The sequence below is a fragment of the Microcoleus sp. Pol11C2 genome (genome assembly GCF_036701505.1).
Taxonomy (GTDB): Bacteria; Cyanobacteriota; Cyanobacteriia; order Cyanobacteriales; family Microcoleaceae; genus Microcoleus.
This window is the reverse complement of sequence record NZ_JAUBQX010000042.1, coordinates 1-24,224: the sequence shown is the minus strand read 5'-3', so window position 1 is coordinate 24,224 and position 24,224 is coordinate 1. Positions and strand designations below refer to the sequence as shown.

Annotated in this window: 21 protein-coding genes; 10 read left to right on the top strand and 11 right to left on the bottom strand. The window is 45.3% G+C overall.

What is annotated here, in order from left to right:
• Positions 1-174: 174 nt before the first annotated feature.
• Positions 175-1,563, top strand: a complete 1,389-nt coding sequence (locus tag QUA42_RS20830) for a cytochrome P450 (protein WP_333139685.1) — start codon at positions 175-177, stop codon at positions 1,561-1,563.
• Positions 1,564-1,619: 56 nt separating this feature from the next.
• Here the strand turns inward: QUA42_RS20830 and QUA42_RS20825 are convergent, their stop codons facing one another.
• The 3 genes from QUA42_RS20825 to QUA42_RS20815 all read right to left on the bottom strand — a co-directional run bounded on the left by QUA42_RS20825 (position 1,620) and on the right by QUA42_RS20815 (position 8,401).
• Complete coding sequence (locus QUA42_RS20825; protein ID WP_333139683.1) at positions 1,620-5,462, bottom strand: PAS domain S-box protein; 3,843 nt, start codon at positions 5,460-5,462, stop codon at positions 1,620-1,622.
• A gap of 443 nt (positions 5,463-5,905) precedes the next feature.
• Entirely contained in the window at positions 5,906-7,297 is a 1,392-nt protein-coding gene (locus QUA42_RS20820) for a malic enzyme-like NAD(P)-binding protein (protein WP_333139681.1), read from the bottom strand.
• Between the two features lie 708 nt (positions 7,298-8,005).
• Complete coding sequence (locus QUA42_RS20815) at positions 8,006-8,401, bottom strand: hypothetical protein (RefSeq protein ID WP_333139679.1); 396 nt, start codon at positions 8,399-8,401, stop codon at positions 8,006-8,008.
• 349 nt (positions 8,402-8,750) lie between these two features.
• On the opposite strand from QUA42_RS20815, the gene argS reads away from it, so the two are divergent.
• Positions 8,751-10,508 (top strand): arginine--tRNA ligase, encoded by a 1,758-nt coding sequence (gene argS / locus QUA42_RS20810; protein ID WP_333139677.1) that lies wholly within the window; start codon positions 8,751-8,753, stop codon positions 10,506-10,508.
• A 288-nt stretch (positions 10,509-10,796) separates the two neighbouring features.
• On the opposite strand, the gene QUA42_RS20805 is transcribed toward argS, so the two are convergent.
• The 3 genes from QUA42_RS20805 to QUA42_RS20795 form a co-directional block, all read right to left on the bottom strand.
• The gene (locus tag QUA42_RS20805) at positions 10,797-11,639 is read right to left on the bottom strand and encodes a YheC/YheD family protein (RefSeq protein ID WP_333139675.1); all 843 of its coding nucleotides are present in this window, start codon (positions 11,637-11,639) and stop codon (positions 10,797-10,799) included.
• An 87-nt stretch (positions 11,640-11,726) separates the two neighbouring features.
• Positions 11,727-12,416, bottom strand: coding sequence for an ImmA/IrrE family metallo-endopeptidase (locus QUA42_RS20800; protein ID WP_333139673.1), 690 nt, complete (start codon positions 12,414-12,416; stop codon positions 11,727-11,729).
• 15 nt (positions 12,417-12,431) lie between these two features.
• Entirely contained in the window at positions 12,432-12,755 is a 324-nt protein-coding gene (locus QUA42_RS20795) for a helix-turn-helix domain-containing protein (protein WP_172189318.1), read from the bottom strand.
• Positions 12,756-13,009: 254 nt separating this feature from the next.
• Between QUA42_RS20795 and QUA42_RS20790 the strand changes: the two genes are divergently transcribed.
• From QUA42_RS20790 to QUA42_RS20765, 6 genes are all read left to right on the top strand, one after another.
• Positions 13,010-13,276, top strand: coding sequence for a hypothetical protein (locus QUA42_RS20790; RefSeq protein WP_333139671.1), 267 nt, complete (start codon positions 13,010-13,012; stop codon positions 13,274-13,276).
• A 95-nt stretch (positions 13,277-13,371) separates the two neighbouring features.
• Positions 13,372-14,076 (top strand): hypothetical protein, encoded by a 705-nt coding sequence (locus QUA42_RS20785; protein WP_333139669.1) that lies wholly within the window; start codon positions 13,372-13,374, stop codon positions 14,074-14,076.
• Between the two features lie 61 nt (positions 14,077-14,137).
• A complete protein-coding gene (locus tag QUA42_RS20780; RefSeq protein ID WP_333139667.1) occupies positions 14,138-14,506 on the top strand; it encodes a hypothetical protein in 369 nt (122 codons plus the stop codon).
• Positions 14,507-14,562: 56 nt separating this feature from the next.
• The gene (locus QUA42_RS20775; protein WP_333139665.1) at positions 14,563-15,540 is read left to right on the top strand and encodes a hypothetical protein; all 978 of its coding nucleotides are present in this window, start codon (positions 14,563-14,565) and stop codon (positions 15,538-15,540) included.
• Positions 15,541-15,639: 99 nt separating this feature from the next.
• The gene (locus QUA42_RS20770; protein WP_333139663.1) at positions 15,640-16,734 is read left to right on the top strand and encodes a hypothetical protein; all 1,095 of its coding nucleotides are present in this window, start codon (positions 15,640-15,642) and stop codon (positions 16,732-16,734) included.
• 363 nt (positions 16,735-17,097) lie between these two features.
• Positions 17,098-17,379: a YiaA/YiaB family inner membrane protein gene (locus tag QUA42_RS20765; protein ID WP_333036187.1), complete on the top strand. Its 282-nt coding sequence runs from the start codon at positions 17,098-17,100 to the stop codon at positions 17,377-17,379.
• A gap of 94 nt (positions 17,380-17,473) precedes the next feature.
• Here the strand turns inward: QUA42_RS20765 and QUA42_RS20760 are convergent, their stop codons facing one another.
• The 4 genes from QUA42_RS20760 to QUA42_RS20745 all read right to left on the bottom strand — a co-directional run bounded on the left by QUA42_RS20760 (position 17,474) and on the right by QUA42_RS20745 (position 19,890).
• Positions 17,474-17,944 (bottom strand): ferredoxin, encoded by a 471-nt coding sequence (locus QUA42_RS20760; RefSeq protein WP_006634894.1) that lies wholly within the window; start codon positions 17,942-17,944, stop codon positions 17,474-17,476.
• 77 nt (positions 17,945-18,021) lie between these two features.
• A complete protein-coding gene (locus QUA42_RS20755) occupies positions 18,022-18,408 on the bottom strand; it encodes a DUF1257 domain-containing protein (RefSeq protein WP_242716193.1) in 387 nt (128 codons plus the stop codon).
• A 39-nt stretch (positions 18,409-18,447) separates the two neighbouring features.
• Positions 18,448-18,657 (bottom strand): DUF2997 domain-containing protein, encoded by a 210-nt coding sequence (locus tag QUA42_RS20750; protein WP_333139661.1) that lies wholly within the window; start codon positions 18,655-18,657, stop codon positions 18,448-18,450.
• Between the two features lie 375 nt (positions 18,658-19,032).
• The gene (locus tag QUA42_RS20745) at positions 19,033-19,890 is read right to left on the bottom strand and encodes an ABC transporter permease (protein WP_333139659.1); all 858 of its coding nucleotides are present in this window, start codon (positions 19,888-19,890) and stop codon (positions 19,033-19,035) included.
• Positions 19,891-20,128: 238 nt separating this feature from the next.
• Between QUA42_RS20745 and QUA42_RS20740 the strand changes: the two genes are divergently transcribed.
• Both QUA42_RS20740 and QUA42_RS20735 read left to right on the top strand, forming a co-directional pair.
• Positions 20,129-21,457 (top strand): pitrilysin family protein, encoded by a 1,329-nt coding sequence (locus QUA42_RS20740; protein ID WP_333139657.1) that lies wholly within the window; start codon positions 20,129-20,131, stop codon positions 21,455-21,457.
• A 483-nt stretch (positions 21,458-21,940) separates the two neighbouring features.
• The gene (locus tag QUA42_RS20735; RefSeq protein WP_333139655.1) at positions 21,941-22,975 is read left to right on the top strand and encodes a C39 family peptidase; all 1,035 of its coding nucleotides are present in this window, start codon (positions 21,941-21,943) and stop codon (positions 22,973-22,975) included.
• Positions 22,976-23,154: 179 nt separating this feature from the next.
• On the opposite strand, the gene nadC is transcribed toward QUA42_RS20735, so the two are convergent.
• Positions 23,155-24,018, bottom strand: a complete 864-nt coding sequence (nadC, locus tag QUA42_RS20730; protein WP_333139653.1) for a carboxylating nicotinate-nucleotide diphosphorylase — start codon at positions 24,016-24,018, stop codon at positions 23,155-23,157.
• Positions 24,019-24,224 lie beyond the last annotated feature (206 nt).

The window sequence follows — 24,224 nt, the reverse complement described above, 5'->3', positions numbered from 1 at the left end:
TCCGCTCGATCGAGCTTTTGGCCAGGGAGTTACTCTGTATCTTAACTATTGCCGTACTAATTTATGATGTTTACCGCGTACTATTTTTCAATAGCTGAGGGATTTGAGAGTTTTTTGAAATAAGACTTATGCTTTGATTAGTCCTGTGAAACCCTAAAACTCTGAGAAAAACAAATGACTATCCCCATAGAAAACTCTCCCTCTCAAAATCATGCTACCAACAAATTGCTAGACGGCCCTAAAGACGCTAGATTGGTTCAGACAGTGCGAGGACTTTTAAATCCTGTGTATTATTTAGAGAGTAATTATCAGCGCTACGGCGATTTTTTTACCAGCAAATTTAGCAACTTTCCGCCCCAAGTAATTATTAGTAATCCTCAAGCTATTCAAGAAATTTTTACATCCGATTCCAAACTCTTTGAATCCGGCACGGGAAACCAGATAACGCTACCTTTAGTAGGCTCCAATTCGTTATTGTTGTTAGATGGCGATCGACATTTGCAGCAGCGCAAACTTTTAATGCCACCTTTTCACGGTGAACGTATGAAAGCTTACGGACAAATCATTTGCAATACCACCGAAAAAGTAATTAATAATTGGACTCCTGGTAGCTCGGTAATCGCGCAACCAACTATGCAGGAAGTTTCATTAGGAGTAATTTTGCACGCGGTTTTCGGGCTGAGCGAAGGAGAACGCTACCAGCAAATTCAGCAACTAATGATTAATATGTTCAGCCTGTTTAGCAATCCATTAAGCGCTACCTTTTTGTTTATCAAGTCTTTGCAAAAAGATTTAGGTGCTTGGAGTCCTTGGGGACGATTTCTGCGACAAAGACAGCGTTTAGATGAACTGCTTTATCAAGAAATTCGCGAACGCAAAACTCAGTCTGAACCATTGGGAGAAGACATTCTGAGCTTGTTAATTTCAGCTCGTGACGAAGCTGGACAGGCGATGAGCGACGTTGAATTGCGGGATGAATTAATGACAATGTTATTCGCAGGACACGAAACTACAGCCACAGCTTTAGCCTGGGCTTTGTATTGGATTCACTACATCCCAGAAGTTCGTGAAAAACTGTTGCAAGAGCTCAATTCTATGGATGTCGAAAATTGCGAGCCGGCGGAACTAAGTAAACTCCCGTATTTGAATGCTGTTTGTTGCGAAACGCTGCGGATTTATCCGATCCTATTTTTTACATTGCCGCGCCTTCTGCAAGCTCCGATGCAGTTAATGGGTTATAATATTCCAAAAGGAATGATACTTTCTCTCTGTATTTATTTGGTTCATCACCGTCCTGATATTTACCCTGAACCTAAGCGCTTTAAACCAGAACGTTTTCTAGAACGTCAATTTTCGCCTTACGAATATTTGCCGTTTGGAGGAGGGAACCGCCGCTGTATTGGGGCGGCATTTGCAATGTTTGAAATGAAGTTAGTATTGGCGAAAGTGCTGTCACGATACTCCTTAGAACTTGCAGAAAATCGTCCGGTTTTGCCAGTACGCCGGGGTTTGACAATGGCACCCGCTGGTGGTGTCCGTTTGGTGGTAAAGGGTCGGATTTGAATCGTATCAAATCTGCTCTATCGCTCGGGCATTAGATGATACTAATGCAACGGGTTTTAATTTATTTTTTGTCGCATAGGAATTTCGATCACAAATTCGGAACCTTCTCCCACTACAGAATTGCAAGAAAGCTTGCCGCCGTGTTTTTCTACTATAATAGAGTGCGAAATTGCCAATCCTAAGCCAGTTCCTTTGCCAATGGGTTTAGTAGTGAAAAACGGGTCAAACAAGCGCTTTTGCACGTCTTCGCTCATGCCGGGGCCGCTGTCAGCTATCCATATGGCAACGCTGTTATTGTCGGTTACTTGGGTGCGAATCGTAATTGCGAGATTTTTGGCGGTGCGATCGGATTTCTTCATTTCCATTTCCAAGGCGTCTAGCGCATTGCTCAACAAATTCATAAATACTTGATTTAACTGACCGGGATAACATTCCACTAAAGGCAAATTACCGTATTCTTTAATCACATTAATTGTCGGGTGATCCGTTTTATGTTTCAGGCGGTTTTGCAAAATCAGCAACGTGCTTTCGATGCCTTCGTGAATGTCAACTTGTTTCTTTTCGGCTTCGTCAAGTCTTGAGAAAGTTCGCAGGCTCAAAACTATGTCGCGGATGCGATCGGCTCCAACTTTCATAGATGCTAAAATTTTCGGTAAATCTTCAATAAGATAATCAATTTCAAAGTCTTCCCTTGCATCTACAATTCTTGCGCTAGGCTGCGGGTATTCCTTCTGGTAAAGTCGCAGCATTTTTAGCAAGTTTTGAGTGTATTCGCTGGTGTAGCTGAGATTGCCATAAATAAAATTAACCGGGTTGTTAATTTCGTGGGCGACACCTGCTACTAACTGGCCCAAACTAGACATTTTTTCACTTTGAATTAATTGAGTTTGGGTGCGCTGGAGTTCGTGCAAAGTTTGTTCTAGCTGTTGAGTTTGAGCTTGAGCTAATCGGGCTGCTGTGCGGGTTTGGGTGTAGAGTTCGGCGTGGTCGATCGCGATCGCAATTTGAGCGACCACCGCTTGCATCAGTTCGACTTCAGAGTCGCTCCAATTTCGCACGGACATAGCCTGATAGCAGGTAATCACCCCAATATCTCCGGCAGCAGTATGAATTGGCAGCGACAGCACTGAGTTAAATTTTGAAGCCTGGAAAAGTTCGCGCAATTCTACATCTTCAAAAGTGCTGACATCATCAATTCGCAGAATTTCTCGTCGCAAAATCTGTCGCACAGCAAAAGAAGATTTGTCGTCTATAAGATAAGTGCCGAGAATACTCGGCAAATCTGCATTCTTGGCTTCAAAAGTTACGTCCCAAACCGGAGGATTGTTGTTGGGGCGATACCAAGTGAAAATGCACCAATCTAGGTACATCAGATTGCGAATTTCTTGAACTGCGGTTGCTAAAATTGTATCTAAATCTAAAGAAGTGCGGATTTGGTTGGCAATTTGATTGAGCAGTTGTTCTCGCTGAGCTTGCTGTCTGAGGGCTTGTTCCGATCGCACTAAAGTTTCTTCTGCAAGTTTGCGATCCGTTAAATCTTGGATAACTGCTTGGATGATTTTTTCATTTCCAACCTCGATGATTGTCAGCACGACTTCTGCGGGAAAATCAGTAGCGTCTAAGCGCTGATGAACCCAATCAAAACGGTGGTTTCCCCGCTCAAAGGCGAGATCCATCATTTCGTTAACCAAGCTCACAGAATCTCTGCCGTTGGGTTGAAAAGGAGGCGACATTTGGCCGGGGTTTTTACCGTACAACTGTTGCGCGGTAGTACAGCCAAATAGTTTTAGGGTGGCTGTATTGGCATCGGTGATGCCATTCTCATATAACATCAAAACAGGCAAACTGGTTAATTCGTAGAGCGATCGAAATTTGGCTTCCGACTGCTGCAATGCGGCTTCTGTTTGCTTGCGATCGGTAATGTCGGCAACCATTGCCAAAGCGCCCATATAGCGTCCCTGTTTGTCTGCCAAGGAATTAGTAGAAACCATCGCCCACAAGTCGCTGCCGTCTCGGCGAAGGAACTTAAAATCGAGCTGTTCGCGAATTCCTTCACGGCGGCGTTCGAGACTTACTTGTGCGAGCGCCATGCCTTCTGCATCCATGAAAGCAAATAGCGACTCCCCGATCATTTCCTCTGGAGTGCAGCCGAGCATATCGGCCATTTTTTGGTTGACAAAAGTAGTTTTACCCTCCGTATCTACGATCCAAATTCCTTCGTCTGCTGTCTCGACGATGCACCTGTATTTTTCCTCGCTTTCCCTGAGCGCTTCTTCTGCTAATTGGCGAGCGGTAATGTTTTGAGTCATTAGCAATCCGCCGATGATTTCTTGCCGTTCGTTTCTGACGGGCAAAGCATAACCGAGGTAAACGCGATCGCTGTAAAAAAATTCTGTAACAACTGTTTCTCCTGCCAGTGCTGCCCGATAAGTTGGTTCGAGATCAGCGCAAACATCTGGCTCGAATACTTCCCAGATTGTCTTGCCTTCCATCAATTCTTTGGAAAGCCCCACTGCTGCTAATTCTGTACCTTCTACCAGCGTGTAGCGCAGTTCTGGATCGAACAACATTACCGCACCGTTAGGAAAGTTGCTTGCCATAGTGCGGTAAAGCTGTTCGCTTTTTTGCAGCGCAGCTTCTGCTTGTTTGCGATCGCTAATGTCAACTACAACTGCACCGATGCCGAGAGCCTCGCCCTCTTTGTCGAGCAAGGGAAAATAAGAGCCTGTCAGGTGTCGGACAAACCCAGGCTTTCTGGGATTGTCACCACTCATCTCGATATTAATTAAGGGTTGTTTTGTCCTCAAAATTTGTTCGTACAAAGGCTCTATTCTGGAAGCCATATTCGGCAATATTTCACGGACCTTTTTGCCGATGTGTGCTGCTGGAGTCAGGCAATTTATTTCTGCTAAAAAATGATTAATTTGCACGTACCGCAATTGGGAATCCCAAATGCAAATTCCTGCAGGTGCCTCCTTCAAAAAGGTATCAAATAGTGCTTGTCTCTGTGCTAATTCTTGTTCTAAAGCTTTGCAAATGCTGAGATCGGTTAAAGAGCCAATCATGCCCACAACTTCTCCCGTTTGGTCTTTCAATAGCGACAGCATCAGGTGCGAGGAAAATTTTTCTCCAGATTTATGGCGTGTGATAACTTCTATTTCATGCTCGCCTTTTTTTTGTAGCGGTTTTATAATTTTCTCTAACAAAAACTCGTGCTGTTCAGGCGGGTAAAGTAGAGAAATGTGCTGTCCGATAGCCTCAGTTTTTTCATAGCCGTATAACTTTTGGCAGGCTTGATTCCAAATGGTTATCGAGCCGTCGATATCTGTAGAAATTACCGCCTCGGGAATTTGGTCGATAATTTGACTTTGGAGACGCAATTTTTCTTGAGTCTGTTCCAGTTCGGCGATTTTTTCTTCGAGTAGTTTCTGAGTTTTTTCCAGTTCGGCAGTCTGCTTTGTCAGCAATTTTTCTAGATGTGAATTGCTGTGCGGGGGCGCTAATCTCAGCGGATCGCTATTTTCGGGCCCAGGATTAAAAATTTCTTCAGCGCTCAGCCAAATCGCGCACTCTCCCCCTGTTTCAATAGCCCGCTCAGAAACTCGCACGGGTACGAGATGGTTATTTTTATGTTTGTATGCTGCTTCGCACAGGTGCGTATGGCTATTTTTTACTTGACATTCTAGATATTTTTCTGGGGGCACGCACTGTGTTTGCTGAATTTCCCAGTAGTTGAGGTGAAGAGTTTCTGCCACTGTGCGGCCGATAATACTTGCAAAAGCTGGATTTACGTCGAGAAAAGTCCCGTCCGTTCGGCACAATGCCAGCCCTATCGGGCTGAGTTCTAACAATTGGCGGCGGGAGCGATCGCGCTTGGCTTTTCCTAACTGGCTTTGCATCTGACCTAGCTGGACTTGGTTTATTTATTTATTTAATTATATCTTTTTACGTTGTTTATTGCTGTGACTTTTATCCTTCATTAAGCAAGAGAGAAGAAGGAAGTTCGGCAACGGATTGTATAACGGATTTAAGGAATGTAACGGATGGATGCTGAGGTTCGAGGGAAGAAGGAAGAGGTTGGATGTTGGAGGTTCGAGGGAAGTTCGGCAACGCTCCCTGTACTGGATTTAACGGATGGATGTTGAGGAAAAAGACAGGATGGGGAAACAAAAATGAGTAAGAATCAACGGGGAGGAGGAAAGAGGGAATGAGAAGAAACCAGAAAAATCACAAAAGAAGAAGTACAAAACTGGTACAAAGACCATTAATTTATACATGGTATCTTCCCTCCAACCTTCTTCCTTCTTCCTTCTTCCTTCTTCCTTCTTCCTTCTTCCTTCGATTAATCGCGGGCAATACCTTCGGATCTGGCGGCCAACTGCACTGCACCGGCGACAGCAATGGCAACTCTTTCATCAAAAACAGACGGTATAATGTGCTCTTTGTCAAGCTGGGAAGGACTGACTAAAGAGGCGATCGCATACGCTGCTTCCAAATACATAGTGGTCGTAATTGTGGCAGCTTTGCAGTCCAAAGCACCTCGAAATATCCCCGGAAATGCCAAAACATTGTTAATTTGATTTGGGTAATCGCTGCGTCCGGTTGCGATAATCGCCGCATCCTCCATAATTAATTCTGGCTGAATTTCGGGAATGGGATTTGCCATTGCAAAAACAATGGGATTCTCGGCCATCGAACGCACCATCGATCGGGTAACGACGCCGGGGGCGCTGACGCCTAAAAATACATCGGCACCGGCGATCGCATCTTCCAAAGTACCGCTCGAAGCGACGGCAAATTCTAGTTTTTCTGGGTTCATATCCGTGCGGTCTTCGGAGAGAACGCCTTTAGAGTCGCACATGATGATGTTTTGGGCACCTGCTTTACGCAGCAACCGGGCGATCGCGACTCCGGCCGCACCGGCTCCGTTAATCACGATACACACTTCTTCTATTGTTTTTTTCACGAGTTTCAAGGCATTAATTAATGCTGCCAAACTCACAATTGCAGTGCCGTGCTGGTCGTCGTGAAAAATTGGAATATCTAAGGTTTCCCGCAATCTTGCTTCGATTTCAAAGCAGCGAGGAGAAGAAATATCTTCAAGGTTAACGCCACCAAAAACTGGGGCGATATTCTGCACTGTGCGAATAATTTCCTCGGTATCTTGGGTGTTCAAACAGATAGGAAAGGCGTCAATACCTGCAAATTCTTTAAATAGCATGGCTTTGCCTTCCATGACTGGCAGTGCGGCGGCAGCGCCAAGGTTTCCCAGTCCCAACACTGCGCTACCGTCGGTAACAATGGCAACAGTATTGTTTTTGATTGTGAGGTTGTAAACTTGTTGGGGGTCATTGGCGATCGCAGTGCAGATGCGGCCCACTCCTGGAGTGTATGCCATTGCCAAATCTGACTGGCGTTTGAGGGAAATTTTGCTAACTACGCTGATTTTTCCGCCGCGGTGCAAGTTGAAAGTGCGATCGTACACGTCGATCACTCTGATATCTGGCAGCGCTTTCACTGCTTGCACTATTTCTTCATTGTGCTCGGTGCTGGAGGCATCGACGGTGATATCGCGAACTGTAGTGGCGCGGGTTTGCTCGATCAAATCGATTTGGCCGAAGTTGCCGCCAACAGATGCGATCGCACTGGTGATTCTTGCCAGCATTCCCGGTCGGTTCGGCAGAGCAACCCGAATTGTTAAACTAAAGCTGGGGTTTGGTGTCAGTTTTACCATGATGCCTTGATTTCAGATTTGAGAATTTCAATCTTAGATTTTATCGCCAATGTTAGGCATAAAATTTAATAATTCAAATTTTCAACTGAAATTTTTAACAAATTCTATGAGCCTGCGATCCGATCGCTCTGCCAAGGGTGGCGCTGGGAAACTCATCTTTTTTTGAGTAGACCTTTGCTTTGTGTATAGCTTGTGACGCGCCCACAAACAACTTATTTTCTGTCAATTTACCGGCCAACCGCGAATATGAAGCACGGGGATAGAAACCCGGTTTTTGAGGTAAATCTGGGCAAGTGTTATCTATTTTTGAGAATATTTCTGCTTGTTCTGAACATGAGCCAATATTTCGCAAAAATGTATTTTCCAGCAATAACGCCTAATTCCTGCTGCTGTCTTTTGAAACGCGACACCCCGAAGGGTTAATGCGGCTTTTTGGTGGCCGACTTTGGGGGAACAAGAGTAGATGCACGGCTGTTTAAGCCGACAGGTAAAAATCAGTTCGAGTGACAAGCGGCCATTGGATATATATATTGGCTGCTTGTTTAACACTTGCCAACGATTGCGAGTGCAACCTTGCAAACGATCTAATTACCTGCACCTTTTGCCCGAGAATTCCAGGGAATGTAACTAACAGACAATCTACCCCGCGCCGACACAGGGACAAATTCAGCCCAGCCGTGCACAGTTGCTGGTTGCTAACTGTCACTTTTATCGATCGCTCGCAGCATCGGCACATATAATAGTAAAGAATTTGCAAGCCAGACAATCTGGGGGAACTTTTTCTAAGTCTTGCAGATCTACCGGTTGCTCTGCCTCGTTGCCGGGGGGAACTATGCACAGGGCAACCTGTCCGACTCCTGCCATGAGTTCGGCAACTCGCTCCAAAATACTGTCCATTTTGTCAATTAGTTGCTCTGCTGCATCCAGACTCGGCGCGATGATGAAAAAGGTTTTGACTCCATCGGGACAAGGGGCGAAGCCGAGGGTAGACTCTCGCAATAGTGCTTGGGTGGAGAGACTGAAACCGTCGTAGAAGCGATCGATTACTGCTTGATAAAAGGCTTGGGTCAGAGAGCGATCGCCAAAAATAGGTTGAGATAACATAACTACTTCCTTTCGTAGGATTTTTGGGTGCATTGAAAAAATTTTAACATACCTTAATGTAAGCGATTTAACTAAATGATCTAGCGATCGAGATCATTGGCTAGATGTGATAATTTTTAATTTGTGTAGCGATCGCAACTGTGATAAAATGTACTCTGTGCTATTACGGTCAGCAATTTTGATCGCATCACCAGCTCAAAGCTAAGTACCAAATTTCCTAGTAGGTGAGGAGAGGGGCAGAGGGGCAGAGGGAGAGAACCAGAGGGAAATTACGTAAGTAGTAAGAGTATTATTGGTAAAAAGTGCTTAATCTAGAGTTTAAAATAAACATCCAATCAAAATATTCAAGATGAACTCGATCGCCCAACAGTTAAAAGCAAAATTTGAAAAAGCATTCACCGCTGCATTCGGCGAAAGTTATGCAGGTGCAGATCCGATGCTAGCGGCCGCCAGCAATCCCAACTTTGGGGACTTTCAGTGCAACGCGGCGATGAGTTTGGGGAAAAAGTTAGGAAAGCCGCCGCGGGCGATCGCCTCGACAATCATCGAAAATCTAGATATTAGCGACATCTGCGAAACCCCAGAAATCGCCGGACCCGGTTTTATCAATCTGAAGCTGAAACCGGCTTATTTGGAAGCGCAAATTAGTGCGATCGCCGGCGACTCGCGTTTGGGGATTGAACCGGCGAAAACGCCTCAGACAATCGCGATCGACTTTTCGAGTCCGAATATAGCCAAAGAAATGCACGTCGGACACTTGCGATCGACAATCATCGGAGATGCGATCGCCCGCATCCTCGAATTTCAAGGCCACGACGTACTCAGAATCAACCACATCGGCGACTGGGGCACCCAATTCGGAATGCTGATCGCATACTTGCGCGAAGTTCACCCCGAAGCCCTCACAACCGCTGACGCCCTAGACTTAGGAGATTTAGTCGCATTTTACCGTCAAGCAAAACAGCGCTTTGACACAGACGAAACCTTCAAAGAAACCGCCCGCCAAGAAGTAGTAAAACTGCAAGCCGGCGCCGAAGACACCCGCCGCGCTTGGAAATTGCTGTGCGATCAATCGCGCCGCGAATTTCAAGTAATATACGACTTGCTCGATATCAAATTAACCGAACGCGGCGAATCGTTTTACAATCCATTATTGCCCGCAGTAGTCGAAGATTTAAGCAACTTAGGTTTGCTAGTAGAAAGTGACGGCGCCAAATGCGTTTTTGTAGAGGGTTTTACCAACAAAGAAGGCGAACCATTACCGCTAATCGTCCAGAAAACCGATGGCGGCTATAACTATGCGACAACAGATTTAGCAGCAGTGCGCTACCGCATCCACAAAGACAATGCAAAGCGCATAATTTATGTCACCGATTCAGGGCAAGCAAACCACTTTGCCCAAGTATTTGCAGTAGCGAGAAAAGCCGGTTGGATTCCTGAAGATGTCGAAATTGTCCACATTCCCTTCGGTTTGGTACTGGGAGAAGATGGCAAAAAATTAAAAACTCGTTCTGGGGAAACGGTCCGGTTGCAGGATTTGTTAGATGAGGCGATCGTCCGAGCCACCAAAGATTTGGAAGACAGATTAGTCACAGAAGAAAGACAGGAAACTAAAGAGTTTATAGCTAACGTAGGTCGCGTAGTGGGTTTGAGTGCGGTTAAGTATGCCGATTTAAGTCAAAATCGCGCCAGCAACTATGTATTTAGTTACGACAAGATGCTCGCATTGCAAGGAAATACCGCTCCTTATATGCTGTATGCTTACGCGCGCGTGCAGGGAATTCGCCGCAAAGGTGAGATTGATTTCGAGAATTTAGATGCGGGTGCGAAAGTAATCTTGCAGTCTGATGCAGAGTTGGTTTTAGCCAAACATTTATTGCAGTTGAGTGAAGCGATCAATGCGGTTGAGGGCGATTTATTGCCGAATCGAATTTGTCAGTATTTGTTTGAATTGAGTCAAAAATACAATCAATTTTTTGAGCAGTGTCAGGTGTTAAAATCTGAGGAACCGTTGCGGACTTCGCGGTTAATTTTGTGCGATTTGACGGCGAGGACTTTGAAACTGGGGTTAGGACTGTTGGGGATTAAAGTCTTGGAGAGGATGTGATATAAAGTTTGTAGCTGTAGGGTGCGTGAGAGCAATCAATATTTGAATCTAGATGATGAGACTGTTTGCACCCACGTACCGCCCCAAGTCTTGAACAATACCGATGCAACCGGAAATAAGATAATTTTAACCGCTGATAAACGCTGATAAACGCTAATGAAAGAGGATGGAATAGGGCGAGAATTTATTCCCAAGTTTCCTCTACTTCTAACATTTCTGATGTCATGGCTTTTACTTTTTGTGAGATTGGGATTTAGTTAATTGTAGCGCCTCTCTAAAATCCAGCACTTACGCCTTTTTGTTGACAATCAAGCTCTCCAGAATGTCTTTAAACATTGTTACGACAATTTGGCGATCGTTATCTCTCACAAATATATCGTAGTTGGGACTTGAGTTAATTTCAATTAACCAATATGCTCCGTTTTTATCTAACGCGATGTCAAGCCCAGCATAATTAATCGCAATTTCTGCAAAAACAGGTTTAACAAAATATTCAATCTCAGACATGAGATTGGGGTTAATTATACGTTTGGCTTTTGCACCTTCCCAGTGCAGCGGGCTTAAATTTCCCGCAAATTCAGCCTGAGATTTGTCTTTTTCGTACAGCAAAACTAGCTTTTCTTTGCAGAATACAGCCCGATATTCGTGGGCAATTTCGATATATTCTTGAGCTAGCGCCACATAGTCATAATCTTTGCTGTTGACGTTAAATATAATTTCTAGGGCTGCTTTAATTTGCTCTCTACTTTCACACAAAAAAACATTGTTGCCACCAGCACCGCGATTTCTTTTGAGAATCACCGGAAAAGCGAATTTTTTGTTTACTTCTAAAACTATTGATTCAATATCGGGGAAACTCAAATACTTTTTATACTTCTCCTCGCAGTGAGGCGAGACAAAAGCGAGAGTTCGGGGGGTATTTATTTTGCTGTTTAATAGTTGATAAGTATATTCTTTGTCTTTAAAAATATCTGCTACTGACGCGCTGTTAAATGGCGTCATGTAATTGACAAAATAATATTCTTCGCCGCCCTGTTTGAGTCTAATCAAGTTTTGGGAAGGATGCAGGATTTCGTAAGGAATATTTAATTCCTCACAAGCAGCCAGCAGGATTTCAATATTGGTTAGCATAAAATGTAACTTAATTAGAAATTAATTTTAAAGATTTGAGATTAGAGAATCGCTTCCCAATCTCAAACCTCAAATTAGCTCGCACTTTTATCCAAACAACCGCTGCTGCCCGTTTGCCGCATCTTTCCCGGCATAAATCTCGCGAGTTCCCTTGGGAATGTAAATCCAATCGAATTCTTGCAAGCGATTTGTCAAATTGGAAATGCTCACTCCCAACTCATCTCTCATTTTGTATAAATGCGACCACTTAGTTAAATCGCGTCCCTGTCTTTTTTCCTCCAAAATACACCGAGGCATTAACAAACAGCTTGCAAAATATTGCGCTTGCCATTCGATCGACAAAACCTTATTATCAGCACTCGCACCCCGACAAACAAACGGTTCCTCGACATCAGACGCCGTTTTTCCTTCATTGCCTAAGTTTAATTCCAACTGTTCCACAGTGCCGTCTGCTTCGTCTTGATTGACGTGTAGCACCCAGTGGCCGATTTCGTGGGCGATTGTCGATTCGATGAAACCCGGCGGTTTTTCCAGAATCTGTTCGTTGATTTCGATTAACCGCTGCTGCGGCAAAATCCTCGCCGCGATCGCACCTTCTTCATCCGGCTCAATGCACTCCCAAACTACGCCCAAATCCAGAAAATCAGCAACCGTTGTCGCATCAAAAGGCCATCTCGGAGCAAAATTTTGGGTTTTCTGCATCTGCATCAAGATGTCATTTGCCAAACGCTCGATCGTTTCTTTGGGATAGAAGCAATACGGCTTAAAAATACTCACTATGAGGGGCCTCTCTTACGCTTCAAAAGACTGTTTGAGCCAATCTGGATTTTCTTGCATCCGGCGGAAAAGAGCCTGCATTTCCTTCGGATTCTGCTTCAGCAGCGCTTCGTACTGCTGCGGCAGCCTCCCCGCCAAGAAAATCAATTCCTCTTCGTTTATGTCTAGATTTCGCGCTAATGCTCGGATTACGTCCTCTTTTGGCGCATAATCCGCTCGATCGTTCTCCAACTTAGACAAATAAGTAAAATCCACACTTAGCATAGCAGCTAGCTCACGTTGTGAGTAAGCTTTGTCCTTGCGAGCTTGACGGATCAGTCTTCCAAATGTTTGTTCCACGGTTTTTCGCCTCCTGACAAGCATTCTAGCCTGTTTTGATGAAAAGTTCAACAAAATACTTGACGGGAAAATCAACCCGCGCTACCATGAGGTTAGTTGACGGTTTAATCAACCCGCTAAGCCTGACTGGTAGGGTTAAGGGTGCAAACTAGCCTAGCTCATACGCTACATATAGCGTCGTCAACTTTAGAGGAGTGAGAAGCGCTGGGCGTCAAAACGCTTGTACGCAGCAAATAAGGAGGAGCAGATCGCAAATGCTGAGAACCTGGACAGACACGCATTACAAGCTCGAAGACGAGGACTGGCTATACATCGCCACCCACGAAGAACAAAGCTCAGCCTCACTGGTTTGTCCCGGCTACGCGCGGGATGGCGAAGGCTTCAGCATCCACTTCACCCCAGCGCACCTAGAAACGTTAGAGCATTTGCTCGCCGCGCTGCGGATTATTAAAGCTCAACAAGAGGCGGTGCTTGAGTATACCTATCCAGAACCAAAAGCGACAACACATCTGATTAGGTAATCGAAGTTCGGCCACCAGCAATGTACGAGATTTAACGGATTACCAACTACCAATTTCCCGTAAAGCAGCAATAAATAACTAAGGAAAAACGAACAATGACTACTAAAACACAAGAAAGACCTACATTTTCAGTATTTGGTGCCAAACCGAGCAATGCTTTGCTAGTACCCGAAATTCCGATCGCAGTACGTAACAATTGCCAGGCCGGCCAGTGGACAATTGGCGACACCGACTACGGTTCCAAGTGTTCCATGACAATCCTCAAATTCTCCAAATTCTTCGGTTCCCTCGGTCAAACTTCCCACACACTGTGGGGTCAACTGTGGTTTGTCGCAGAAAGCGGCGAATTGCCGCAAGGAGTTGTCATGGTGACCTACATCAAAAACCGCAGCTTGAACGATTTTAACCGCTTGGTAGCATCAGTTCAATCTCGCGGCGTAGAACCTGCAACAGGGATTTTTATTCCCGAATTTGTCAAACATTCCGGCCAGAAACCAGACGACAGCGGAGTAGTAAAACCGATAAACTACTACAGCTTGAAATGGTCTTGGAACGAGCGGAAAGATTGGGCGGTTATCGACCAAGCCGCAGCAGTTTTGTCAGATTCTAGCAATCAATCGCGGATGATTGACTTAGAAGGAACAAAAGCTATGGTGTGTTTAGATAACCTGCCGGCGCATCAAGTGGCCTCCTTGATGGCTGCTCACGCTGGCGGTGAAAGCGATGCTATTGCTTTGAATTCCGCTGGCGGTATGTCGCTACCGCCAGCGGAAGACAAATCAACTGCTGACTTGTTCTAATTCTGTCGTAAAGGCGCGATTTAATCGCGCCTTTACCATAACTGTTACAACGCATAGTGAAATGAAGAAATTAACGAATCTGAAAACCCAACCAAACCTGCAAGAAAGCCATTTGAAAGAGAATCTTGAGCTGCTCGACCAAATTCGGGCAGACGCAGTTAATGACATCGAAAGTCTCACCGAAGACTTCCAGCACATGACTTTAGTTGCCGAATCTGTCCAGCGGAATTACCGAGCTTTGTTAGCCGAAAATCAATTGCTAAAAGGCACACTCTTAAGTATAATTGATGAGTGCGGCTGCAGGCAAGGAAATCGGTGCGATCGCTGCTGGAAAATTCTCAAAATTCTAGGTATTGCCAATCCCGAAGAAAAACCCGACGCAGCCAGAAAGTACCGTTCCCTTCTCAGCCAACTCCGCAACTTAGAATAACTGAAAACGTTTCAGTCACAAGTGTCGAAAAGTTATAATCAGGAGAAGCAAACATTATGACAATAGCAAATGCCAAGGATAGCAAAGCCCAAATTTTGCAAAACTTTCAGCAGATTTTAGCAGACAAAAAAAAGATCGAATCTAAAGTCGAAACAAAAGAACAGTCAGCCGAAAAAGCCAAAAACAAACAACTCCTCGAAGTCGCATCTACCTACACAATTGACAGCATCGTCAAAGGCTTAGCAGACTTACAATTAGATTTTGGCAGCATCACCAGCGGACTTTCTGAAAAACTGAAGGCGGAATCTTCAAAATTAGACGAATTAAAACGCGCCATCGAAATTGAAGCGGCACAATTGCAAGAGTTGCAGCAAATCAGAGTTGTAGCAGACGCCCTCCACATTTTAACTCAAGAGCACCGAGAAAAATTGACCCTGCTGGAACAAAACGCTGCTAACCAACGCGAACTTATCGAAAAAGACACGACCCAAAAACGCAAACTTTGGGAAAAAGAACAGCAAGAATTTGATGCAGCAGTTCAAGAAGAGACTGCACTCCTAACTAAAAAGCGCCAGGAAGAAACAGCGGATTATCAATACGAATTAGAACGCACCCGCAAAATCGAAACCGACGAATACGAAGAAACGAAGCGCAAACTAGAACGGGACTTGCAAGAATATACCCGCGAAAAAGAAAAAAATTGGGTGGAACGGGAAAAAGTCCTCAGCGACAATCAAGCGGAGTTTGAAGAGAATCAAAGAAAAGTCGCCGGATTTGAAGAAGAACTCAAACAGGCTTATGTCAAAGCCAAAGAAGAAGCAATTCAAGAAGTTTCCCGCGAAGCTAAAGTCAAGGCAGATTTAGTGGATAAAGAATGGGAAGGAAGCAAGCAGGGATATGAATTGAAAGTGCAATCTCTACAGCAGATAATTGAGCGACAAACCGAACAAATCGCCGAAATCTCTGCACAATTGCAAGCCACGATGAAGCAAGCGCAAGACTTGGCACTGAAAGCTTTTGCTACCAAAGCTTAAGGTTTGTAGCTCAATTTTTGATAATAATCGGCGGTTGAAACCGCTCCTTGTCCAACAAAGTCGGCCGATGCGGACTAACAAAGTTAGGAGATGAAAGCGATGGCGAGAATGAATGACAAAAATACGAAGGCTGAAATATTAGAAGCTTATAAACAGTTGGAACAAGAAAAAAATGCACTGGATTCGCAACTGAAGCAGCTTAATAACGATAAATCTGCCAATATTTCTCAATCAGAAATCGCAGTCAAAGAACTAGCAATAGCGGAAGCAAGAAAAGCAATGGCTTTAACTGAAAGCAAACAAAAAATGCAGGGGACGATCGACAATTTAATCTTACTGCAATTTGGCTTCGGTGCTGCTGTCAGCGAACTGTCGGAAAAACTGACAACAGAAGCGTCTAAACTGGGGGAATTGCAGCGAACTGTCGGCGACGAAATCCAACAACTGCAAGAGTTGCATAGTTTAGAAGATGTTGCAGAAGATACGCTGGACAATTTAATCCAACAATACGAAGAAAGCGCCAAAACATTTAGTGCGGAACTCAGCGAACAGCGCGAAACTGTTGAACAGGAATTGTTGGAACGCCGGCAAGCTTGGGAAAAAGAGCAGGAACTGCAAAAGTTGGCTGTTAAAGAACGCAATGAGAATCACCAAAAAGCTCGCGATCGGGATGAAGAGTTGTATGATTATGATTTGAATCTTCAGCGAAATCTGGACATCGAAGAATACGAACAGCGCCAGAAAAGGCTGTATCAAGAAATCGAAGAGTTTCAGCAAGAACAGGAGAAACAGTGGGCGGAACGCGAAAAATCTATTTCGGAACGGGAAAAACTTTATGCTGAGGTTAAAGCTAAGATAGAAGCTTTCCCGAAAGAACTGGAAGCTAATATCAAGAACGGGAAAGATAACGGCCGCAATATTGGCAATTACCAAGCTAAAGTTAAGGCTGATTTGTCTGCTAAAGATATCGAAGGGCAAAAGCAAAATTATGAGCTGCAAATTCAAGGGATGTTGCAGACAATTCAAAATCAAGATGCGCGCCTTGCTAGCTTGTCGAAACAGCTTGATTCTGCTTTGAAACAGGTTCAAGATTTGGCGGTGAAGGCGATTGAGGGCTCATCGAATTTGAGTTCTTTGCAAGCAGTGAGGGAAATTGCGATCGAACAAGCGAAGACTCAGCAGAAAAATAAGTAGATCGGACTCGGCGGTTGAAACTGGGGCTACACCAACGAAGTAGATAAGAGTCGGCGGTTGAAACCGCTGCATAGAGTCAAATTCTCGTTAGTGGAGGCGGACTGGGAGAAGTAGGGTGCGCCGAGGTGCTCGTTACGCTATTTTGAGAAAAAACTAGCTTTCCTTAGTGGAGTTTCCAAACTGTCCACTCGCTGCGAGTCTTCTTTGAGGCTCAAACCATATCTACAGCGTTGAAATATTTAGTAAAAAGCCCGATCGCACTGTTCACTTATCGAAACTGTCCCTTCCTCTCCTGACCGCTTCACTCACGCTATCTATTCTTTAAGTTAATCAACCAAAAGATATATTTGACTTAGAGGCACTATGCAGAAACAAATCATACGCCAAAAAGATACTAATGCTTGGATACTTCAGTGCTGGGTTTCTTTTATTCTTGCCCTTTCCGCCACTACTGTAGGTATCATTTATTTACAGGTAGACCCCTGGCAAAAAGCTTTTATGGGTATGGGTTTAACTTTTTCAGTCGGCTCGTCTTTTACTTTAGCAAAAACCATTCGCGATAACAACGAGGCAACAACATTAACTGCCAGAATCGATGAAGCTAGAGTTGAAAAAATTCTCGCTGAGCACCATCCTCTCAAATAAATTTGACTATACAATGTATACAAAAAACAGCCCGCGCGGGCTGTTTTGGTTGTTTGAACCACAGGTTTCAAGCTGCGGATGGGAATTGGGGATTTCAATGGCTACCTTTGAACTTGCGATCGCGCAACTTATTCTTTTGTCGCTGGCGAATACCGGCCTTAACTGTCGCCATATCCACCGGAAAACCAACGACAGGCATCACCTGATCCTTGCGTTCTTCTTCCAGATTCTTGAGTTCGGTGTAATCAACCCAGTGAATGCAATTCACCGGACAAGTGTCGATCGCCTCAGCAATCAACTCTTCAGAATCCCCGTCTTGTCGAACCACGCGCGATCGACCGTAATCCGGTTCAATATAAAAAGTATTGCGAGCAACGTGAGCGCAGTGCTTGCAGCCAATGCAGGTAATCTCATCAACATAGACCCCTTTTTGGCGCAACACGCCGCCCAATTCCGGTTCCAAACCAGAGCGATCGGGCGCATCCCGCAAAAAACCTCCCAACTCCGGCTCTAAACCAGAGCGATCGCTTGCTGTATCTATTCCGAGTCCAGAAAGCTCAGACATTTAGACCCCCACAATAGTAAATAAGTCCGCGAAAGCGGACTTTGATGAGACCAGATTGCAAAAATCTCGAAAAATTATTAAGCGCACCAGCGTTGCACTACCAAGCGGAGTGAACCGTCTTGATTTTGCTTTTGCTCAGAAATTTGGAAACCCTGCTTAGCGCTTTCATTCACCACAGTATGGTAAGCGTAGCGCTGAGTCACCTTATTCAGAAAACGGTCTACAGACCAAGCTTGCTGCCAAAACTGCAAGTCAGCCACTAATTCATACTCAGTCCCGTTCCAGCTAAAACCTACGTCGTAGCCGTTTTTTTGCTCAATCACGACCTCAGCGGTGCTGGTTAGGCCGCGATAGCCGCGCACCTCAGTCGGGCCCGACTTCCAGTCGATACCCAAGTCAGTTAAAGCAGCTTCCAAAGAATTCAAATTGCGGATCTGGGTCTTAATTTGGCTAAAATGTGACATGGTGGTTCCAAAAAAACTTAAGTGAACTCAACAAAAAAATTACCAATCGCTAAAAGCCACTTGGGCCGTCGCTTCGGCTGACTGATGCAGCGCTTGCGTGAAATATTCAGATGTTGACTCTTGGTGAAGCACCACGCCGAGCTGAGCTTCAATTGCAGCCGTTACCTCAGCACAGGAAGCACCGACAATGCCGGTGACTTTTTCCTGTACGCGGCCATCTGGATAGATCACAAACTCTAGTGTTTCCATAATTCGGGCTGACTGAATAGGAATATTGAGAACAGACACCGACACCAGCAAGCCAGGGACGATGCCTCCTGAAGTAGCTTCTTGAGAGTTGGCTGACTGACAAAGCGCTATATCAATTTTGACGAATTGATAGGTTTTGAGTCACAACTTAACAGAACTTATTAATAGGTAGAAGCAATACATCAGTTGTATGTAAAGTTTCGCGTAGATCGTGACAGCAGTCAAGTCAGTCTATTTGATGAGATTTGAGATTTTAGACTGAGGAAGAAGGAAGAGGGGATGAACCGCAGAGGGCGCAGAGGACGCAGAGGGAAGAAGGCAGAAGGTAAAAGGCAGAAGGCAAAACGCAAAAGTATAAATTCCCCCAATCCCCCTTTAATTCCCTCTGGGATCTAAAACGTCTCGTAGGCCATCGCCCAAAAGGTTGAAACCCAAAACAGTCAAAGTAATCAGCAAACCTGGAAACACGATCGTCCAAGGAGAAGAAAGAGCGTATCCGCCCTTAAAAGCATCAGAAAGCATCGTCCCCAACTCAGGAACCGGCGGCTGTGCGCCCAAACCCAAAAAACCCAAACCGGCAGCTTCTAGTGTCGCCGTACCAGTCGAAAGAGTTGCTTGTACAACTAGAGGCGCCAGACTTCCCGGCAAAATGTGGCGAAAAATAATCCGCAAGTCGCTGGCGCCCAAGGCCTTGACAGCCAAAACAAATTCTTGTTCCCGCAGAGACAGCACCATACTGCGAGTTAAGCGGATGTAAATCGGAATTTGCACGAGGCTGACAGCGATAATTACGCTTTGCAGGCTCGGCCCGGTGACGGTAACAACGCCGATCGCCAGTAAAATCGAAGGAAAAGCTAACAAAATATCCGCCAAAGTGCCGATCGCCATTTCCAGCAACCCCCGAAAATACCCGGCCACGAGCCCCAAAAGCGCTCCCACAATTAAACCCGCACCCACAGAAACCAGGCTAACAAGTAAAGAAATCCCCAATCCGTGCCACACCCGCACCAACAAATCTCGCCCCAAACCGTCGGTGCCAAACCAATGTTTAGCGCTAGGAGCCACTAAGCGCAACAAATAATCTCGATCGACCGCCGGATCGTAAGGAGAAAGTAGGGGGGCCAACAGTGCCGAGAGCATCAGCGCTAAAGTCAAAATTAAGCCGATTTTCCCCGAAGTCGATCGCCAAAATCGTTGAAAAGCTGGTTGTGGAAATACTAAGTTTTTATTCAATCTTCGATTTTCCATCGAATGGTGTCACCAAAAAACAGAGGACTTGGGCAACTATTAGGATAAATTAACGATCGCGATCGCAGAAATACGTTAACAGGACTTGCTCCAGGGAAACCAAAAACTCGGTGCGTGCATTACCGTCCATATCCATTGCATTTTTCACCCCAAATGCCCAATGCCTGAGCTCTTCCTTAAAGACCCTTTAAGATATAGAGAACAAGATAAATTTAAAAGCACAATGACATCAACCCTACTCAAAACCTCAGCTCGATCGCCCCTCAACGCCCCAACAATCCGCCATTTCCCCAACGGCCTCACCGTTATAGCCGAACACTTGCCGGTCGATGCTGTTAACCTCAGCGTGTGGCTCAATTTAGGCTCAGCCGTCGAACCAGACGACATTAACGGCATGGCTCACTTTTTAGAACACATGATTTTTAAGGGAACTCCCAGCATTCCCAGTGGCGAATTTGAGCGCGCGATCGAGCAACGCGGCGCTGTCACCAATGCTGCCACCAGCCAAGACTACACTAACTATTACATCACCACAGCTCCTAAAGATTTTGCCGAACTAGCGCCGCTGCAAGTCGATGTGTTGCTCAACGCCAGCATTCCCGACGACGCCTTCGATCGCGAACGGCTGGTAGTCTTAGAAGAAATTAGACGATCGGAAGACAATCCCCGCCGCCGCACCTATCAGCGATCGATGGAATTAGCCTTTGAAGTCCTGCCCTACAAGCGACCGGTACTCGGCCCGACTGCGGTAATCGAACAGTTGACCGCCCAACAAATGCGGGATTTCCACAGCAGCAGATATCAGCCCGGGGCCATGACAGCCGTAGCTGTCGGCAATTTGCCAGTCGAGCAACTAATAGAAATTGTCGCAGACAGTTTTGCAGCAAAAAGCACAGCACAACACAACAAAATAAATGTGCCTGCTGTCGGCAACTTTCACCCAGAATCCCCAATCCTGAACTACGGCCAAGAATCGCCGTTTACAGAAACAGTCCGCCGCGAATTTGTAGACTCTGCCCTTCAGCAAGCCCGACTGATCGTGATGTGGCGAGTGCCAGGTTTCATGGAAATGTCCGAAACTTATGCCCTAGACGTTTTGGCGACAATATTGGGTCACGGCCGCACCACTCGCTTGGTTCAGGATTTGCGCGAAGAAAAAGGGCTAGTTTCGTCAATTTCGGTCAGCAACATGACTCAGCGACTTGGCGGTGTATTCTCGATTTCGGCTCAACTACCGACAGAAAACTTGGCAGCAGTGGAAGCTGCGATCGTCCAACACATCCGCACTCTCCAAACCGAACTGGTGACAGATGCCGAAATTTCCCGCATCCGCACTCAAGTAGCAAATCGGTTTATCTTTGGTAACGAAACTCCGAGCGATCGAGCAAGTTTGTACGGTTACTATCAGTCGATGGTAGGAGATATCGCTCCCGCCCTCAACTATGCCGCCTGTATCCAAGCTCAGACTGCCGAGGATCTCCGAGAAGCCGCCGTCAAATATCTCTCTCCCGACGCGATGGGTGTTGTGGTAATTCGTCCCGACGAAGCATAAATCTGACTTCGCCTCAACAGGGAAATTCTCCCATTCCTCTGCTTTTGAGCCATCCAACGGCATTCGGCATTCGGCAGAAACAATGTCAACGCGCACCAGGGATTTTTAGTCAATAGTGCGTGAAATTCGATCGCCCCGCGCCTTGAAGGTTTTGTATCAAATAATTAATATGAAGCCTTTAAGGTACGGACGATCGGCAAAATTACCGTAATTTTATGAGACGAGAAACTGGGAATTATTGACGAGTCAGCAATTTAGTCTAGGGAAACCGGATCGATCGGCGATCGTAATTCTAAAATCTAAAATCTAAAATCTAAAATCGATTGCTCGGCAAAATTACCGTAATTTTATGAGACGATAAACTGGGAATTATGGACGAGCAAGCAATTTAGTCTAGGGAAACCGGATTTATCGGCGATCGTAATTCTAAAATCTAAAATCTAAAATCTAGAATCTAAAATCGATTGACAGGGGCACGCAAGCATGAAATTACAAAACTTTCTCAACTCAAAAATTAGGTACGATGCCAAAGCAATTGCTGCAGACGACGAACTCAGTGGTCAAATTCAAAGCCGCCTCATTGACCTGGGTTTACTGAAGCCTCCCGTAGACGGAATTTTTGGCCCTCTCTCTACTGCCACCCTCCACCGATTTCAAACTCTGATGAAGTGTGGCGAACCGGGTTTTTTGGGAGCAGTCACAGCAAAAAAGCTGATTGAAACCAAACCAGAGGAGATTCCCACACATCCCCTGATCCTGAAAACGCTCAGAGACACCATTTTTAAATCAAAACCGCTGGCGTCTTCTCAACTTCACGACTCGGAAAAACAAGTAATACCAGCCGGAAAAGAGTTTGAGATCCTGGCTTTTGCTCCGGCTCGCGGTCACATCAGAGTTGCTCTCCGCAACGAGTCTTTCAAAGGTTCAGGAATTTGGTATGTTTTTGGAGCACACGCTCAAATTACTCAAGAGAGCGTTCTGTTTTATCCCAAACCGAATCCCCCAACTGTCAGGCTCGGCATTCCTTACCGATCGCAACTGGATAACTTGAACAATCCTACAGGTTCTTGCAATGTAACTTCATTAGCGATGTGTATGGACTTTTTGAAAGTGCCACGGCGCAAACAAAGCGGGCAATATGAAGACGAACTCTACGAATATGCGATCGCCAAAGGTTACAGTCGCTGGGACCCCTACGATTTAGCAAAGATTGTTAGAGATTACGGCGCTCAAGATTTCTTTACCGAGAATGCAACTATTGATGACGTTCAAGATTGGCTAGCCAGCGGAAATCCTGCTGTCATCCACGGATACTTCACGTCTTTCGGTCACATTATAGTTGCATCAGGCTACGACAGCGAGGGATTCTTCGTTCACGATCCCTATGGTGAGTGGTTCCGAAGTGGCTACGATACAAGTATCAGCGGTGCTTATTTGCACTATACTTACCGCTTAATCCGCAGCCTCTGTATGCCTGACGGGAATTTTTGGGTTCATTTTATCTCAAATCATTGTTAAAAGTCATTAGTCATTAGTCATTAGCTAAGAGATAAGTTGCCTCGGCAATTCTTCGGCGATTAAAATCGCTTAATAGTCAAACGAAGTCGGAGCAGAGGGAGACTAAAGAATAAAGAGGCTATTAAAGCTTGATTTGGTATTGGCCATATTTTCTATCACTAATGACTGCTGACTAATGACTAATGATTCTGAATTTTCATGCTCAAATCCAGCCAAGTCGATCGCGTAATCGGAGCACTGGTAGAAATATAGTCAACTCCGGTTTCTGCAACACTCCTAATTGTTTCTAAAGTAACATTGCCGGAAGCTTCAATTTTTACCCGATCGCTCTTTTCGCGAATTATTGCCACAGCCTGCCGCATCAAATCAAAGGACATATTATCTAACATGATAATATCGGCTTTGTGCTGCAAAGCTGTCTCTACTTCGGCGAGAGTTTCGGTTTCGACTTCGATCGTCAGCGGATAGGGGATAGAATTGCGAATTAGGGCGATCGCCTCTGCAATTCCCCCAGCCGCCGCAATGTGATTATCTTTAATCATCACCGCGTCATCTAATCCCATCCGGTGATTGCAAGCACCGCCGACTTGAGTTGCGTATTTTTCCAACAATCTCAATCCCGGCGTCGTCTTGCGCGTATCCACCAATTGCACGGGCAAATCGGCAATTTTGTCAACATATTTCTGAGTTAAAGTAGCGATGCCGCTCAAACGCATTGCCAAGTTTAATGCTACTCTTTCTCCGGTTAGCAGCGCATCGAAATTGCCGGAAATCTCGGCGATTACTTCTCCTTTTTGGCACAGTTTCCCTTCTGGTACTTGGGGGATGAAACTGAGGCCGCTGTCTAAAAGTTTAAATGTGCGATCGGCAATTGGCAATCCGGCAATGACTCCAGCTTCTTTGACAATCCATTTAGCCGTACCCTGGATGCTGTTTGCGGGAAATAAGGCCGATGTTGTGCGATCGCCCCTACCGATATCTTCTAGTAGCCAGTTGTGCAATAGGGATTCTAAAACTATCCAAGGCGGTAATATTGCTGTCATGTTTTCTTTGTTGTTATATCAAGATGATATCTACTAGGAAGAATAGTCGATCGGGTAATTTTAAGCAAGTTGCACAATTATGATGGTGTTAGTGCGATCGCAATTTGGGTAGAGCGAGGGCGATCGTACTATAGCGATCGCAAATGGTTTGTAAATCATAAATCCTGTATTATGAGGTATGTGAATCTAAGTAGGAGTTGAAATGA